The 16234-nt window shown below is 64.6% G+C and carries 13 protein-coding genes; 9 read left to right on the top strand and 4 right to left on the bottom strand.

Going from position 1 to position 16234, the window contains the following annotated elements:
• The first annotated feature begins 4 nt into the window (after window positions 1-4).
• On the top strand, window positions 5-823 hold the full coding sequence (locus AC0J5J_RS08635; protein ID WP_474897548.1) for an SDR family NAD(P)-dependent oxidoreductase: 819 nt from the start codon (window positions 5-7) through the stop codon (window positions 821-823).
• 28 nt (window positions 824-851) lie between these two features.
• Window positions 852-1676 carry an SDR family NAD(P)-dependent oxidoreductase gene (locus AC0J5J_RS08630; protein WP_474897546.1) on the top strand — a complete coding sequence of 275 codons (825 nt, stop codon included), beginning with the start codon at window positions 852-854 and terminating at the stop codon, window positions 1674-1676.
• Window positions 1677-1699: 23 nt separating this feature from the next.
• On the opposite strand, the gene AC0J5J_RS08625 is transcribed toward AC0J5J_RS08630, so the two are convergent.
• Both AC0J5J_RS08625 and AC0J5J_RS08620 read right to left on the bottom strand, forming a co-directional pair.
• Complete coding sequence (locus tag AC0J5J_RS08625) at window positions 1700-3577, bottom strand: glycoside hydrolase family 2 protein (protein ID WP_474897544.1); 1878 nt, start codon at window positions 3575-3577, stop codon at window positions 1700-1702.
• Between the two features lie 56 nt (window positions 3578-3633).
• Window positions 3634-4647 carry a LacI family DNA-binding transcriptional regulator gene (locus tag AC0J5J_RS08620; RefSeq protein ID WP_474897542.1) on the bottom strand — a complete coding sequence of 338 codons (1014 nt, stop codon included), beginning with the start codon at window positions 4645-4647 and terminating at the stop codon, window positions 3634-3636.
• A gap of 219 nt (window positions 4648-4866) precedes the next feature.
• Between AC0J5J_RS08620 and AC0J5J_RS08615 the strand changes: the two genes are divergently transcribed.
• The 5 genes from AC0J5J_RS08615 (at window position 4867) to AC0J5J_RS08595 (ending at window position 10036) form a co-directional block, all read left to right on the top strand.
• Entirely contained in the window at window positions 4867-6174 is a 1308-nt protein-coding gene (locus tag AC0J5J_RS08615; protein WP_134422757.1) for an ABC transporter substrate-binding protein, read from the top strand.
• Window positions 6175-6267: 93 nt separating this feature from the next.
• On the top strand, window positions 6268-7191 hold the full coding sequence (locus AC0J5J_RS08610) for a carbohydrate ABC transporter permease (RefSeq protein ID WP_474897540.1): 924 nt from the start codon (window positions 6268-6270) through the stop codon (window positions 7189-7191).
• Complete coding sequence (locus AC0J5J_RS08605) at window positions 7188-8066, top strand: carbohydrate ABC transporter permease (RefSeq protein WP_241972580.1); 879 nt, start codon at window positions 7188-7190, stop codon at window positions 8064-8066. Before AC0J5J_RS08610 ends, AC0J5J_RS08605 begins: the two co-directional genes overlap by 4 nt.
• A 6-nt stretch (window positions 8067-8072) precedes the next feature.
• Window positions 8073-9059: a glycoside hydrolase family 43 protein gene (locus tag AC0J5J_RS08600; protein WP_134422761.1), complete on the top strand. Its 987-nt coding sequence runs from the start codon at window positions 8073-8075 to the stop codon at window positions 9057-9059.
• A 47-nt stretch (window positions 9060-9106) separates the two neighbouring features.
• The gene (locus tag AC0J5J_RS08595) at window positions 9107-10036 is read left to right on the top strand and encodes an aldose 1-epimerase family protein (RefSeq protein WP_474897538.1); all 930 of its coding nucleotides are present in this window, start codon (window positions 9107-9109) and stop codon (window positions 10034-10036) included.
• Window positions 10037-10134: 98 nt separating this feature from the next.
• On the opposite strand, the gene AC0J5J_RS08590 is transcribed toward AC0J5J_RS08595, so the two are convergent.
• Both AC0J5J_RS08590 and AC0J5J_RS08585 read right to left on the bottom strand, forming a co-directional pair.
• Window positions 10135-11112, bottom strand: a complete 978-nt coding sequence (locus tag AC0J5J_RS08590; RefSeq protein WP_474897536.1) for a pirin family protein — start codon at window positions 11110-11112, stop codon at window positions 10135-10137.
• A 24-nt stretch (window positions 11113-11136) separates the two neighbouring features.
• Window positions 11137-12669: a hypothetical protein gene (locus AC0J5J_RS08585; protein ID WP_474897534.1), complete on the bottom strand. Its 1533-nt coding sequence runs from the start codon at window positions 12667-12669 to the stop codon at window positions 11137-11139.
• A 247-nt stretch (window positions 12670-12916) separates the two neighbouring features.
• Between AC0J5J_RS08585 and AC0J5J_RS08580 the strand changes: the two genes are divergently transcribed.
• Both AC0J5J_RS08580 and AC0J5J_RS08575 read left to right on the top strand, forming a co-directional pair.
• Entirely contained in the window at window positions 12917-15442 is a 2526-nt protein-coding gene (locus tag AC0J5J_RS08580) for an ATP-dependent Clp protease ATP-binding subunit (RefSeq protein ID WP_474897532.1), read from the top strand.
• Window positions 15443-15668: 226 nt separating this feature from the next.
• Window positions 15669-16175: an amino-acid N-acetyltransferase gene (locus tag AC0J5J_RS08575; RefSeq protein WP_134425198.1), complete on the top strand. Its 507-nt coding sequence runs from the start codon at window positions 15669-15671 to the stop codon at window positions 16173-16175.
• Window positions 16176-16234: the final 59 nt, after the last annotated feature.

Here is a 16234-nt window from a genome sequence, read left to right as displayed (position 1 = left end):
CACCATGAGCATGGTCTGGTTCATCACGGGTTCATCCAAGGGGTTCGGCCGGGAGTTCGTCCTTGCCGCCCTCGAACGCGGGGACAAGGTCGCAGCGACCGCCCGCAACACCGACTCCCTCTCCGGCCTGGTCGAGCAGTACGGCGATGCCATTCTCCCGATCCGGCTCGATGTCACCGACCGCGACCAGGTCTTCGCCGCCGTGAAGACCGCCCATGAGGCCTTCGGCCGCCTGGATGTCGTCATCAACAACGCCGGCTACGGTCTCTTCGGCGCCGTGGAAGAAATCTCCGAGCAGCAGCTGCGGGACCAGTTCGAGGTGAACCTGTTCGGCGTCTTCCACGTCACCCAGGCCGTCCTGCCGATCCTGCGCGAGCAGCAGTCGGGGCACATCATCCAGATCTCCTCCATCGGCGGCCTCGTCGCGTTCCCGAACCTGGGCGGGTATCACGCCTCCAAGTGGGCTCTCGAAGGCCTGTCCGACTCCCTCGCGCAGGAAGTCGCCGGATTCGGGATCAAGGTCACCCTTGTCGAGCCCGGCGGGTTCGACACCGACTGGTCCAGCGCATCCGCTGTCGCAGCCGACGCGCAGCCGCAGTACGCCCCGCTGCACGAGGGAATGGCCGCGCAGCGGGCCAACACTGTGCAGCCCAAGCCGGTCGGCTTCGGCGCCGCGATTCTCACGGTCGTCGACGCGGAGACGGCGCCACGGCGCGTGTTCTTCGGCGAGATGGCCACACAGGCCGTGCCGTACCTTGTCAATGAGCGTCTCGCCGCGCTGGCCGAATGGGCCCCCGTGGCGCTGCTGGCGGAAGGGAAATAGCGTCGTGGCGACACATAAAACCGTCCTCGTGACCGGTGCTTCCGACGGAATCGGTGCCGCGTCCGCCCGTCAGCTTGCTGCCCGGGGGCACCGGGTTCTCATCACCGGCCGTTCGAAGGAGAAGATCGAGGCGGTCGCCCACGAGACCGGGGCGAAGGCATTCATCGCCGACTACACCCGGCTCGACGACGTCAGGCGTCTGGCCGACGAGGTGCGGGCCGAACTCGACGGTGCGGGGCTGGACGTGCTGGCCAACAACGCCGGCGGTCTCTTCGGCGACCGTGCCAGGACCATCGACGGCCACGAGAAGACCTTCCAGGTCAACCACCTCGCGGCGTTCCTGCTGACCGAGCTTCTCCGCGACGCCCTCAGGGTCGGTGCGGGTGGCCGGTCGAGCGTGATCAACACCTCGAGCATCGGCAACCGGTTGTTCGGCCACCTCGACCTCGATGATCTGAACAACGACAAGAAGTTCAGTGCGAACAAGGCGTATGGCGATGCGAAGCTCGCCAACATCCTCCATGCCCGCGGACTCCAGGCCCGGTACCACGACCAGGGCTTGTCGGCTGTGGCCTTCCATCCGGGCAACGTCGCAACCAACTTCGCATCGGACACCACGAGCTTCATGCGCTTCATCTACCAGACGCCGCTGAAGAGACTCAACCTCATCAGCGCCGACAGGGGAGGCGCGAACCTGACCTGGTTCGTCGACGGCACCCCCGGAACCACCTGGCAGCCCGGCGCCTACTACGACCAGCAGAAGCTCACCACGAAGGTGAATCCGCAAGCCCTCGATGACGCCCTCGTCGACGGCCTCTGGGAACGCAGCGCCGCCCTCGTCGGGATCGCCTGATCGATGGAAAGCGATCGGTGTCGTCAGCCCATGGTTGAGTGCAGGCTCGAGTCATCGACCGCGGTTGCTCGGGGAAGTGGTGCTTCCTGCCCTGACACGATGCTGCGGATGACAGCGACCGGCAGTTTGGGCTTCCGGTACGCGTCGGTCAGCCCGTTGGTTTCCTGCATCGTGTCCGTCAGCTGCGTGTAGCAGAAGCCGGAGAGTATCGGGTTGTCCCGAAGGCTGCTGACGAGACCTGACACTCGACGTTCAAAGTCCTCATAGGTGGTTGCTGTCGTGTATCCCCAGGAGTCATCGGCAGCGTCGGGTGCGAAGCTGACCCCACCGAATTCGGTGACCATGATCGACTGACCATCCACCTCGCGGGGAATGAGCTGCAGGCGACGGCCTGCTGGGCCCATACCCGCAACCAGGGCGCGGATGGCGTCGATGTCCTTGTAGTTGGCGTCGAGTTGTTCGGCCGTACCGGCATAGTCGTGGATCGTGAGGATGTCTGAAATGGCGTGTTCCCAGCCGTCATTGGAGATGACGGGGCGGGTCGGATCGAGCGCTCGAGTCAGGTGGTAGAGCGACTGGGCGAAGTTCAACTGAGCGTCGTCGTGTGCGATCTGTTGAACACCCCAACTTTCATTGAGGGGAACCCAGGTGACGATTGACGGATGCGAACGGTCGCGGCGCACGACGTCGATCCATTCGCGGGTGACTCGTGACACCGCCTCCGAAGAGAACTCGTAGGTACTGCCCATTTCACCCCAAATCAGCAATCCGAGCCGGTCTGCCCAGTAAAGGAAGCGGGGGTCCTCGACCTTCTCGTGGATTCTCGCCGCGTTGAACCCGAGGGCCTTGATAAGCTCCACCTCGGCACGGAGGGCTTCGGCCGACGGTGCAGCGAGGTGCGACTGGGGCCAATAGCCCTGCTCCAGCACCGAGCGTACGAAATAGGGCCGGTCGTTGAGCAGGAAACTGCCGCCCGCGACGCCGACGCTGCGAAGACCGAAGTAGGAGAAGGACTCGTCGAGGAGGGTGCCGTCTTCAGCAGCAATCACGACGTGCGCGTCGATCAGGCGCGGGTTTTCCGGTGACCACAGGAGAGCCTCGAAGGCCTGACCGTTCGCCTGGCGTGCAATCTGAATGGTTGCCTGTGATCGCGGCTCCACGGTCGAGTACGACTGCCGGGCCAGGATTTCACCCTCCAGAGACAGTTCCACGTGAACGGTCAGGATCGTCGCCGGTCGTCGAGTCAGATCCACCTCGATCGCGACGTTCCCTGTCGGTACGTTCGGAGTCCAACTCAGCGCCTGGATGCGCTGTTCTGGCACGGATTCGAGCCAGACGGGTTGCCAGATCCCCGTGGTTCGGTGGTACCAAATGACGTGCGGTTCTTCGAGCCAATCCTGTTTGCCTCTGGGCTGGGCGACGTCGTGAGGGTCATCCTCGGCTCGAACCACGAGAACGCCGTTTTTTTGGGGCGACAGTGCTTCGGTGACGTCGAAGGAGAACGGAGTCTGGCCGCCCTCGTGTGATCCGATGAACTGACCATCGATCCATACAGAGGCACGGTAGTCGACTGCACCAAAATGCAACACAACCCGGTCACGCTCGGGGGACCAGCCACTGGCGGCGACGTCCTCGGGGCTGATGACGCGGGAGTACCAGACAACGGGATGGAAGCCTGGATCGGTGATTCCGGACATCTCCGACTCCGGCGGGAAGGGAACTGTGATGACCCGGCCCAGGTGTGCAGCGTCTACGAACCATTTTTCACTTCTGCCGATGTCCTGGTCGTCGTGTTCGAATGCCCACTCGCCGGCGAGGTCGTGCCAATTCGGGCGGACAAGTTGGGGGCGGGGATAGACGCCGCCCTGGGCACTGGCAGAAATCGGGAGAGAACGCGACATACCGCAATCATGCCGCCAAATTACAGCGCTGTAAAGTCCGGGTGGGATCTGGGTTGCTAGGGCGCGAGCGGCGCGCTCTCGCGCACCTCGAGCGAATGGCCCACGATCATGTGGCGCCCGACCCCTCGGTAGCCTGCGATTCGTTCCTCGAGGAGATCGAACGCAGCCGCAGCAATCGCGGTCTTCTGCGGTGCCACCGAGGTGAGCGTTGGGGATGTGTAAGCGGCCAGGAAGGTGTTGTCCCAGCCGACCACGGACACATCTGCGGGTACCGATCGCCCGGAGTCGTGCAGGGCTTTCAGTGCTCCGATCGCAAACCGGTCATCGCGGCAGACCACGCCGTCGAATCGCACCCCGCGCTCAATCGCCTCAGCGACCGAACGAAGGCCTGCTTCCGCGGTGAATTCCGACGCCGTGAATACCAGCTCAGGATCAAGTGGAACCCCGGCTTCCAGGAGGCCCTGTTGGTAGCCGAGAAGACGCTGATTCGTCGAACCCGTGATGTCCGCCGCGATGACTCCGAGAAAAGCGATGCGTCGACATCCTCTCGCCACCAGGTGCCGCGTAGCGTCGAGAGCGGCGGAGATGTTATCGATCATCACGTGGTCAGTCATGACGGGCATCGCCGCCTCGCCGAGTAGAACCAGCGGAGTGCCGGGATCGAGCTTCGCAATGTCGAGAGATTCCATGCGGACAGGGTGAAAGATGACGCCGTCGACCAGCCCGGCTTCCCGATCGCTGAGTACGGCCCGTTCAACGACGGGATCGCTCAGGGTCTGCTCGATGATTACGCGGTATCCCCGTCGAGTGGCTTCCTCGGCAATATGGCGAGAGAGTTCTGAAAAGTACGGGTGGTCGATCTCGGGGATTGCCAGGGCGATCATTCCCGTTTTTCCGGTAGCCAAACGCCGCGCCGTAAGATTGGGGCGGTAGCCGAGCTGGTCGATGGCCGCTTGCACCTTCTCGCGAAGCGCTGGGGCCACGTGGGGGTAGTTGTGCACCACGTTCGACACGGTCTTCATGGATACGCCCGCGAGTTCCGCGACGTCGATTAGTCGAACCCTTGCCATGTTTGTTCCGTCCAGTCGGTCCGGTCCATCTTAGGGCGACTGTGGCCGGGCGCTGCAAAGGGTGTTTGTCGTGGATTCGCACAGACTAGACAAACATCTTTCCAGCGCTGTACATTGACGGAAGGTGCTCGTGAAACGCTCCGATCGGTGCGGGAAATGGGCGGCGCGCTTCGCACATGGGTTGCGGAGCGATGTTTTCGATGAGGAGGACGAACGATCATGAATCAGAAAGACTTCCTGGGGCGGCGAGCGATTGCGGCTACCGCCCTCGGTGCCGCACTCATGCTGGTGCTGGCCGGATGCTCTGCAGGCGGAACCGGGCAAGCGGCGAGTGAGCCCTTCACCGGTGAATACACCGGGCCTGAAGTGGAGCTGTCCTACTGGAACGGCTTCACCGGCGGGGACGGTCCATTCATGGAGAAGATGGTGTCCGACTTCAATGCCGAGCATGACAACATCAAGGTTGTCTCGAACACGATGCAGTGGACCGACTTCTATCAGCGACTTCCCGCAGCGGTGACCGCCGGCGAGGGTCCCGACGTCGGTGTGATGCACCTGGACCAGCTTGCGTCGAATGCCGCTCGGAACGTCATCGTACCGATCGACGATCTCGCCGATGACCTGGGTCTGTCGGCAGCTGACTTCACCGACGACGTCTGGGATGCCGGCGTTTATAAAGACGCCCGATACGGCATTCCGCTCGACGTGCATTCCCTGGCCATGTACTACAACACCGAACATTTCGCCGCCGCTGGAATCGAAGAGGCCCCGACCGATGCGGCTTCTTTCCAGGATGCGCTCGTCAAGCTCAAAGCAGCCGGCTATGAAACACCCTTCTGGATGCCGACGAGATGGCCGAGCCACCTCATGAACCTCTCCCTGCTGTGGCAGAACGGCGGTGAACCGTATGGTGACGACGGAGCAACGTTCGATTCCGCAGCCGGGGTAGAGGCGCTTGAGTGGCAGCGCTCCATCGTGGATGACGGGTACAGCCCGGGTGACGTCGCCATCGACTCTCAGTACGTCGCCTTCAAGAACGGTGAGACCTCGATCACGTGGGACGGAATCTGGCAGATCAACGATCTCGCCGAGTCCGGACTTCCTCACGCGGTCGCCCCGGTCCCCACGATCGGTGACACGGATGCCGTCTGGGCCAACTCCCATAACTTCTTCCTCCCCCGTCAGGCAAATGCCGATCAGAACAAGGTCAACGCGTCAAAGGTGTTCATCGCCTGGATGAGCGAGCAGTCTGCTGAGTGGGCTGGCTCGGGCATGATCCCGGCTCGTCAGTCGGTGCGCGATGCGGGTGCCCTCGACGGTCTGCCGCAGGAAGCAATCGCGGAGAAAATCGACTCGATGCGTTTCTTGCCGCCCATCCCAGGAATCGGTGGAGTGCAGGCCGAGACCCTCGAAATCGCCGTCGCTGACGGGGTTCAGGGAACGACGTCACCGAGTGAGGCGCTCAAAAAAGCCGCCGGCACGGCGACGAAGCTCATGGCTGACAACAAAGCCTCGTTCGGGGACTGACCAATGTCGACGAAGGTCGGTGAGCGCGCCCTCCCCACGGGGAGGGCGCGCCGCCCCTCGGCTTCCGACCAGAAGCCCCAGAAGAATCGTGGAGTGCCAGCGGGCACTCGGCAACAGGGGGTAGCAACACCCTGGCTCTTTCTTGCCCCCTACCTCCTGCTTTTTGGCAGCTTCGTCATCCTCCCGGCAGTACTCGGCGTCTGGATCAGTCTTCATTCGTGGGACTACACGCTGCCGAACAAACCCTTTATCGGCCTCGACAACTACGTCGCCTTGTTCTCGCCCGGATCTACCGTTTTCGGTCCGTTCTGGGGATCCATGCGGGCTACCGGAATCTTCACGGTGCTCAGCGTGCCATTGCTCCTGATCGTCCCCCTCGCCGTCGCCTTGCTCATGAGCAAGAAATTTCCCGGACGGGACTTTCTCCGAGCCATCTACTTCGCCCCCTACGTTCTCGGCGTCGCCGTCATCTCGGTGCTCTGGCGATACCTGCTCGATAACAACATCGGGCTGGTGAACCACTATCTGGGCCTCCTCGGGCTTCCCGATGACACCGCGTGGACAACAACGACGCCCGCGGCCTGGGTCGCGCTCGTGGGAGTGACCGTATGGTGGACGCTCGGATTCAACGCCGTCATCTACCTTGCCGGCCTTCAGGACATTCCGATCGAACTCTATGAAGCCGCACGAGTTGATGGAGCCGGACCGTGGATGCAGTTCCTGCATGTGACGATCCCGGGCCTCAAGCCCATCCTGTCGTTCATCACGATCATCACCCTCCTCGCATCCGCCAACATGTTCGGCCAGTCCTATCTCATGACGCAGGGCGGCCCCGGACGAGAAACGCGCACGGCCATTTATCAAATCGCCGATGCGGGACTGCGCAACTTCCAGATGGGCAGCGCCGCGGCGATGAGTTACGTCCTGACAGTTTTCCTGATGGCGATCAGCGCTTTGGTCTTCTACATCTTTCGCGAGAAACAGCCCAAGAAGCTCAAGAAGGAGGTGCGTTCGTGAACGCTCTCACGACCACGATGAGTGCAGATTCCCGTGGACGTCGTGCACGCCGGCGGAGTGGCACCATCACTCGGGTCGTCGTTCTCGGCGCGATCGCAATCGCGTTCATCAGCCCGATCATCTTCATGATCGTGACCAGCCTCAAGACCCGGGCTGACGCGACGGCTATTCCACCATCGTGGATTCCCAATCCGATCTCTCTGCAAGCTTTCGCGTCAATCCTCGCTCCCGGGACCTCGACTCCGGTGCTGCAATGGTTTGCAAACAGCATGGTTGCAGCCGCCCTCAATGCCACGCTCGTCGTCATCACGGCGTCACTAGCGGCGTATCCGCTCGCACGAATGCAGTTTCGCGGCAAGAATTTCGTCTTCGTCATCATCGTCGCAACCCTGCTGGTGCCGCCGGTCATCCTGGTGATCCCCAACTACCTCATCGTGAGCGAGCTGGGGTGGCTCAACTCGCTCGTCGCGATCATCATTCCCACGGCGGCATCCGCCTTCGGGGTGTTCTTCATGCGGCAGTTCTTCGTGGGACTGCCGATCGAGTTGGAGGAGGCCGCGCGGCTCGATGGGGCGAATCGATTTGTGATCTTCATGCAAGTCGTTCTGCCGCTCGCCAAGCCAGCTCTTGCAACACTCGCGCTGCTCGCGTTTCTTGGCAACTGGAATGACTTTCTCTGGCCCGTCTACGTCCTGTTCAGCCCGGAGGTACAGACACTGCCAGCTGGACTGTCCACCCTCCAGTCCGCAAACGCCGTGCGCTACGACCTCCTGATGGCCGGCGCGGTCGTCGCGAGCGTACCTGTGCTGGCTCTGTTCATCTTCCTCCAGCGGTTCATCATCGAGGGCGTTTCCCGCTCTGGTGTGAAGGGGTAACGACTGATGAATCCTGATCGCCGCAGAGCGGTCGCGTGGGCTTCTGCAGCCATCATCACTGTTCTCGCGGTGAGTGGCTGCACGGCGGCGGCGGAGCCATCGGCACCCCCGCCGTCTGCCGCAGCAGGCGCCCCGGTCCTCAACGCAAATTTCGCCGACCCCGACCTGGTGGAAGTCGACGGTACGTATTTCGCGTACGCCACCAACGACAACAACCGCAACGTGCAGGTGGCCTCGTCCACCGATCTGGTCGATTGGGAGGTGCTACCCGACGCGTTGCCGGATCTCCCGAGCTGGGTCATTCCGGGCAAGACGTGGGCGCCTGAGGTGACGAGACTGGCCGATGATTCGTTCGTCATGTACTTCACGGCGACGAATTTTGCGCCAACGCTGCAGTGCATCGGTGTCGCCACGGCCAGCGACCCAGCCGGGCCGTTCACCGTTCAGGGCGACGCCATGATCATCTGTCCAGAAGACGAAGGTGGCGCGATCGATGCGAGCACCGTGGTCATCGACGGCGTCTTGCACCTCGTCTGGAAAAATGACGGCAATTGTTGCGACCTCGACACCTGGATCCAGGTGGCCCCGCTCACTTCCGATGGGCTCGGTGTTACTGGTGACCCCATCAGGATCGTGAAGCAGACCGAGGTGTGGGAGGGCGATCTGATCGAGGCTCCCACCATCGTCGCGCGAGGTTCAGGACTCGTGCTGCTGTACTCCGCGAACGCTTACGGAGGCGACCGTTATGCGGTCGGTGCTGCAACGGCTGCGTCGATCGACGGCCCGTGGACGAAGGAGAAGGGCCCGATCCTCTCGACCGACGGGTCGGGTGGTCTCTATCGCGGCCCCGGTGGCCAGGACTTGGTCGTGGGGCTGAACGGCAAGGACTATCTCGTTTTCCACGGATGGGACAAGGACTATACGTACCGCGGACTGCACGTGGCCGAGGCCGAATGGGACGCCGACGTTCCTCGGATCGTGGTCCCCAAGTAACCCCATTGGGAATGAAATCCCAGGTATCTCCACTGAACGGTGTTCACATGTCTCTCACTCCACTGTCGGGAACTCAATTCGTTCTCGAGGCTTCCGGCTACTCCGCATCGATCGCGAGTATCGGCGCGAGCGTTCGATCGCTCCAGCATTACGGACGTAACCTCATCGTGCCGTTCGATGCCGACCAGGTGCGGCCCTTCTTCCGCGGCGCCATTCTGGCGCCCTGGCCGAACCGAGTCGTTGATGGAAGGTACACATTCGCTGGCGTCGAGCGACAGCTGAACATCACCGAGCCGTCACGAGTCCACGCGCTCCACGGCCTCGCGTCGTGGCTGAATTTCGTTGCGGTCAGGCAGGCGGCCGATCGGCTCGTTCTGCAGGCAACCGTCGAGCCGCAACCTGGATATCCCCACCGGATCACGCTGGAGGTGGATTTCACCCTCGACGACGGGGGCCTTCGCACAATCGTGACGGCAGTGAACGCCGGTCCCGACGCCGCCCCTTTCGGTGTCGCTCCACACCCCTATCTTGTCGCCGGTGAGGGCCGCGTCAACGACTGGAGGCTTGAACTCCCAGCCAGGCTCATGCTGACCGTGACTCCTGACCGACTTATTCCCCTTCGCCTGGGTGACGTCAACGCTGAAGATCTTGCCGCCTTTGATTTTCGTGCGCCACGAACAATCGATGACACCTTCATCGACCATGCCTTCACGGGCCTGGACAGGGACGAGGCAGGCGAAGCGACAGTGCGAGTGACGACGACCGCGGGCAGTGGAGTCGAACTGAGTTGGGGTGGCGAATGCCCGTGGGTACAGGTGCACACGGCTGACCAACCCGAACCTTCGACTGACAGGATTGGACTAGCCGTCGAACCGATGACCTGTCCGCCGGACGCCTTCAACTCCGGGACGGACCTCAAGGTCCTGGAGGCGGGAGAGTCCACAAGCGCCTCGTGGACCATTCGAGCCATCGCCTAGCGAGGCGCGGACGCTCCGAAATCGTCGGAACATACCGGCTGGCAGCCTCGAACATCGCGGCGAGTTCACGGGCGCCCGCTGGATCCGGCGGACCCGGGTCAGTTGCGGGGCTTCAGACGCACGGTCGGCAGCTGGGGCGCGGGGAGCGGGGGACCCTCAAAGCCGGCGACCGTGCCGAAGCGGCCCGCGGCATCCGTGCCCTCGATCACCGCGGACTGCCACTCGTCCCGCCATCGGGTGATCTCGTCATGGCTGCGGCCGACGAAGTTCCACCACATCACCAGCTGCTCGCCGAGCGGTTGCCCGCCGAGCAGGATCACCCGGGCCGGCTGCATGGTCTCGTTCGCCAGGCGGATGATGCCGCGCCCCGGCTCCACATAGCCGAGTTCCCAGCGCGCGAGCGTGCTGCCCTCGACAGCGACCGTGCCTGCGTCCACCAGCACGCCGTGCTCGAACGAGGTGTCGACCGGCAGATCGACGGCGACGCCGGCCGGCAGGGTGAGCTCCGCGCCGACGAGGGGGCTGTAGACCGCTGCGGGGGAGCGGATGCCCGCCAGCTCGCCCGCGAACACGCGCAGGCCGACCCCGTCCAGGACGACCGGCGGGATGCGGTGGCTCTCGAAGTGCGGCGCCTGGTGCCGGTGCCGGTCGGGCAGGGCGATCCAGAGCTGCACGCCGTGCAGGGAGCGGGAGCCCGCCGTGGACACCTCGGAGTGGCTGACACCCTGCCCGGCCGTCATCAGATTCAGCTCGCCCGGGCGCACCGGCGCGTGGGCGCCCGTGCTGTCCCGGTGCTCGATCTCGCCCTCGAGCAGCCAGCTCACGGTCTGCAGCCCGGTGTGCGGGTGCGGCGGCACGAGCATGGCGGTGACCGCGTCGGGTCCGTAGTGGTCGATGAAGCACCAGGCGCCGATGGTGGAACGGCCACGTTGGGGGAGGGTGCGCCGCACGTTCATCGCGCGCGGACCGCCGAGGGGAACGTCGCGGGGCAGATAACGGATGAGGGGAGCGCGGGCATCCGTTTCGGCGGCGCATTCAGCGATGACCTCGGCCGGTTCCCGCTCCAGATTGCTCACGCCGAAAAGTCTAACGAGGGACGCTCAGTCGGCGTCGTCGCGGCTGACCGGGACGGTCGCACCCTGCGACTGCGGCGGAAGCTCGGCCGTCTCGGTGAGATCGGCGGTCGTGCTCTCGCCCGCGCCCGGCCCTCCCGGCTCGGCCTGGGCCGTGGTCGCGGTCAGCATCTCCGCGGGCGGGCGCTGCAGCAGTTCGAGCAGCAGCACCACGATGAGGGCGAGCACAGCGGTCCAGATGATGACGGCCGGGGTGAGCGGGCGCCAGAAGAGGGCGACGGCGGCCGCCCCGATGCCGACGGCGGCCCGGATGAAGCGGCGGGCCCGGTAGAGCCAGCTGCCGGTTCGCCCGGTGGTCACTCCGCTGCCGGCGGCGCTGGCCCGCAGGTGTCGTGCGCCGTCGGTAATCAGGCGCCGCACCGCGATGGCGCCGCGGAACGACCCGGCCAGATAGGCCACGATGGCGACGGTCACGGCGGCGAGCCCCACCGACAGGGCGGAGGCGTAGACCAGCGGCACGAGTGAGTCGTAGACCGTGCCGGCCAGGTCGCTCGGCAGGTACTCCGGTGACAGCGCGTTGACGACGAAGAACCGGCCCACCGAGACCCCCGCGGCCAGGAGGGCCATCGAGAGGCCGAGCGTGACGCCCGCCCAGATCAGCGCGAGAGATCTCCGCCGGGCCACGAGCACACCCGCCGCGACGAGGATCAAGCTCACCCACGGCAACCAGGTGCCGGCCACGTTGAGGAGCTGGTAGGCCGTGCGGGCCTGCACGAGGGCGTCCGACTGGGCGATCGGGATCGTGCGGTCGATCTCCGGGATGTTCGCGGCCAGGCCGAAGCCCTGGGCCAGGAGCTGCTGCTTCACCTCCGCGATGATCGGGCCGAGCTGGATGCCGACCTCGCCGGTGTCACTGATGACGAGCGCCGACGAGGTGTCACCCTCCAGAGCGGCGATGATCTGCGTCTGGCTGAGACGCAGCGCCTCTTCCCAAACGTTCGCGAAGGCATCCGAAGTCACCACCCGCTCGGCTGCCGTGCGGACGAGCGAGCGCACCCCCTCCACCGCCGGCGCCTCGAGGAGGATGAGCGCGTCCTGCGCCCGCGGAGGCAGATCAAGGCTGGCCAGACCGTCGAAGAGGTCCGTCGCCAGAGCCTCGATGTCGACCTGTTCCTCGACCACGCCGACGATCTCGGTGACGAGGAACGTCTGGAACGCCGGGTCCTCCGCCAGGGGCGCGACGGTCGCGACGAACGTGTCGGTGTCGGTGACGACCGTCTTGGTCCACTGGGACACCACGGCGACGGGCGCGAGCAGCACGCCGAAGGCGATCAGCACCACGGCCAGGAACGACCGCCAGCGCTGACGGGAGGGTGGGGGCGCGGCCGGGGCGGCGAGCCCGGCAAGCGGGACGGTCTCGGCGCTCGCCGCAGAGGCTGCCTCCACCGCGTCGAGCCGCTCCCGGAGAATCGCATTCTCACGCGACAGCCGCACGAGCTCCGTCTGTTCGAGGGAATTCTGCGCGGGATCGTTCTGCTCGGGGTTGTCGGACTCGGCCATGGACTCCGCCTCTCGCCTGCCTGCGATGGACACGGTCCCCCCGGCGCCCCCGGCCACCGTACGGAGTCATTATTGCGCTCGACAGGCGATGCGCAAGGCGCGCGGGCGCCCCGGCGCACGCTGTCCGTGACCGGTCGCTGTCGACATCCGTCACGCCTGCGGCGAACAGAGGCATGCATTTCAGGGTTCGCTCGTTACTCTCGATGTATCGGCGCCACAACTGCCCTGGCGCCAAGGGAGCGATCACATGTTTGAGAGATTTACCGACCGAGCTCGTCGCGTCGTCGTTTTGGCCCAGGAAGAGGCCAAAATGCTCAACCACAACTACATCGGTACTGAGCACATCCTGCTCGGCCTGATCCACGAAGGCGAGGGAGTTGCCGCCAAGGCCCTCGAGAGCCTGGGTATTTCCCTCGACGCCGTGCGCGAGCAGGTGCAGGACATCATCGGCCAGGGCCAGCAGCAGCCGACGGGTCACATCCCGTTCACGCCGCGCGCCAAGAAGGTTCTCGAACTGAGCCTGCGCGAAGCGCTGCAGCTCGGCCACAACTACATCGGCACCGAGCACATCCTGCTCGGCCTCATCCGCGAGGGTGAAGGCGTTGCCGCCCAGGTGCTCGTCAAGCTCGGCGCCGACCTCAACCGGGTGCGCCAGCAGGTCATCCAGCTCCTCTCTGGATACCAGGGCAAGGAGCAGGTGCAGGTTGGTGCGAATGAGCAGGCGAGCGGTCCGGCGGGCAGCCAGATTCTCGACCAGTTCGGACGCAACCTCACCCAGGCCGCGCGCGACAACAAGCTCGACCCGGTCATCGGCCGCGAGAAAGAGATCGAGCGGGTCATGCAGATCCTGTCCCGCCGATCCAAGAACAACCCTGTTCTGATCGGTGAGCCCGGCGTCGGCAAGACCGCTGTGGTCGAGGGCCTCGCCCAGGCCATCGTCAAGGGCGATGTGCCCGAGACGCTCAAAGACAAGCAGCTCTACTCGCTCGACCTCGGCTCGCTCATCGCCGGAAGCCGCTACCGCGGTGACTTCGAGGAGCGCCTGAAGAAGGTCACCAAGGAGATCCGCACCCGCGGCGACATCATCATCTTCATCGACGAGATCCACACCCTCGTCGGTGCCGGTGCCGCCGAGGGTGCCATCGACGCGGCCAGCATCCTGAAGCCTCTCCTCGCCCGGGGCGAGCTGCAGACGATCGGTGCCACCACGATCGACGAGTACCGCAAGCACTTCGAGAAGGATGCCGCGCTCGAGCGCCGCTTCCAGCCGATCCAGGTGGCCGAGCCGTCGCTGCCCCACACGATCAACATCCTCAAGGGCCTGCGCGACCGCTACGAGGCGCACCACAAGGTGTCCATCACCGACGGTGCCCTCGTGGCCGCGGCGAACCTCGCCGACCGTTACGTCTCCGACCGGTTCCTGCCGGACAAGGCCATCGACCTGATCGACGAGGCCGGCGCCCGCCTGCGCCTGTCGATCCTGTCGAGCCCGCCCGAACTGCGCGAATTCGACGAGAAGATCGCCGTGGTGCGCGCCGCCAAGGAGACCGCCATCGAGGAGCAGGACTTCGAGAAGGCCGCCGGCCTGCGCGACGAGGAGAAGAACCTCCTCGGCGAGCGTCTGCGCCTGGAGAAGAAGTGGAAGTCGGGCGACGTCAAGACGACCGCCGTCGTCGACGAGGGACTGATCGCCGAGGTTCTGGCCCAGGCCACCGGCATCCCCGTCTTCAAGCTCACCGAGGAGGAGTCCTCGCGGCTCGTCTTCATGGAGAAGGCCCTGCACCAGCGCGTCATCGGTCAGGAAGAGGCAATCTCGGCGCTCGCCAAGACCATCCGTCGCACCCGTGCCGGCCTGAAGGACCCGAAGCGTCCGAGCGGTTCGTTCATCTTCGCCGGCCCCACCGGCGTCGGAAAGACCGAGCTGGCCAAGGCGCTCGCCGAGTTCCTGTTCGACGACGAGGCCGCCATGATCTCGCTCGACATGAGCGAGTACGGCGAGAAGCACACCGTGTCGCGTCTGTTCGGTGCCCCTCCCGGGTTCGTCGGCTTCGAAGAGGGCGGCCAGCTCACCGAGAAGGTGCGCCGCAAGCCGTTCTCCGTGGTGCTGTTCGACGAGATCGAGAAGGCCCACCCCGACATCTTCAACTCGCTCCTCCAGATTCTGGAAGAGGGCCGGTTGACGGATGGCCAGGGTCGCGTGGTCGACTTCAAGAACACCGTGATCATCATGACCACGAACCTCGGCACCAAGGACATCAGCGGCGCGCCCGTCGGTTTCCAGCTCGAGGGCGACACGTCCACCAGCTACGACCGGATGAGTGGCAAGGTGAAGGAGGAACTGAAGAAGCACTTCAAGCCCGAGTTCCTCAACCGCGTGGACGAGGTCATCGTCTTCCCGCAGCTGACCAAGCCGGAACTGCTGCAGATCGTGGACCTGTTCATCAAGCGCCTGGGCGAGCGCCTGCTCGACCGCGACATGACCGTGGACCTGACCCTCGCCGTGAAAGAGCACCTGATCGAGGTCGGCTTCGACCCCGCACTCGGTGCCCGCCCGCTGCGTCGCGCGATCCAGCGCGAGGTGGAGGACCGCCTCTCGGAGAAGATCCTGCAGGGCGAGCTCAACGCCGGCGACCACGTGCACGTGGACTTCGTGGCCGGGGAGTACATCTTCACCACGACAGTGCGCGCCTCCACCGTCGCCGTGGGCGTCAACACCACGGCAGCGATCGGAACGGGGCCGGGCTCGCCCGACCTCGCCGTGACCAGCGAGTAGCGGTAACCCGACAGACAGGGCCCGGCGGAGACATCCGCCGGGCCCTGTCTCGTTCTCGTCCGGCCAGAGCTGCCCAACGAATTCGACGGAGATTTTGCTCCTACAACCCCGTTTCGGTCCCAAAACAGGCAAAAACGGCAAAATCTCCGTCGAATTGGCTCGCTGCCTAGACTGGGGGTTTGGGTAACTGAAGCACGAGCGCCAGGAGAGGGCCGGTAGCGACACAATGCAGGAGTATTCGGTGCGCCGGGCTCGCACCACCGACGTACCCAAGATTCAGGCTCTCGTGGCGCCGCTCGTGCAGGAGAGGATTCTGCTCGGCAAGGAAAGCGTCGTCTTCTACGAGGCCGTGCAGGAATTCCGCGTGATCGAGGATGCCGACGGAGCCCTGATCGGCTGCGGCGCCCTGCACGTGATGTGGGAGGACCTGGGCGAGGTGCGCACCCTCGCCGTGACCGCTGAGTGGCTCGGCCGCGGCGTGGGCCACGCGCTGATGGACCGGCTCGAAGCGGATGCCCGCGAGCTCGGCCTGAGCCGCCTCTTCTGCCTGACCTTCGAGGTGCCGTTCTTCGCGCGGCACGGGTTCACCGACATGGGCTCCGAAACCGTCGACCCGCTCGTGTACGCCGAACTCGTGCGTTCGCACGACGAGGGCGTGGCGGAATTCCTCGATCTGGCCCGCGTCAAGCCGAACACCCTGGGCAACACAAGGATGGTCAAGCGGCTCGTCTGACCCGAGCGTTGCCGCTCATGCGAGCGAAATGTTCGAATTCACGAATCGTTACCTTGCAC

It is taken from the genome of Cryobacterium sp. TS_SC_7, assembly GCF_056156285.1.
The sequence above is the reverse complement of the archived record's forward strand: the minus strand, read 5'-3'. Positions and strand labels throughout refer to the sequence as shown.

Excerpts from the sequence above, each read along its gene's own strand:
- AC0J5J_RS08635 (WP_474897548.1), top strand. The coding sequence starts at position 5 with ATGAGCATGGTCTGGTTCATCACGGGTTCATCCAAGGGGTTCGGCCGG.
- AC0J5J_RS08625 (WP_474897544.1), bottom strand. The coding sequence starts at position 3,577 with ATGTCGCGTTCTCTCCCGATTTCTGCCAGTGCCCAGGGCGGCGTCTAT.
- AC0J5J_RS08620 (WP_474897542.1), bottom strand. The coding sequence starts at position 4,647 with ATGGCAAGGGTTCGACTAATCGACGTCGCGGAACTCGCGGGCGTATCC.
- AC0J5J_RS08615 (WP_134422757.1), top strand. The coding sequence starts at position 4,867 with ATGAATCAGAAAGACTTCCTGGGGCGGCGAGCGATTGCGGCTACCGCC.
- AC0J5J_RS08600 (WP_134422761.1), top strand. The coding sequence starts at position 8,073 with ATGAATCCTGATCGCCGCAGAGCGGTCGCGTGGGCTTCTGCAGCCATC.
- AC0J5J_RS08595 (WP_474897538.1), top strand. The coding sequence starts at position 9,107 with ATGTCTCTCACTCCACTGTCGGGAACTCAATTCGTTCTCGAGGCTTCC.
- AC0J5J_RS08585 (WP_474897534.1), bottom strand. The coding sequence starts at position 12,669 with ATGGCCGAGTCCGACAACCCCGAGCAGAACGATCCCGCGCAGAATTCC.
- AC0J5J_RS08580 (WP_474897532.1), top strand. The coding sequence starts at position 12,917 with ATGTTTGAGAGATTTACCGACCGAGCTCGTCGCGTCGTCGTTTTGGCC.
- AC0J5J_RS08575 (WP_134425198.1), top strand. The coding sequence starts at position 15,669 with ATGCAGGAGTATTCGGTGCGCCGGGCTCGCACCACCGACGTACCCAAG.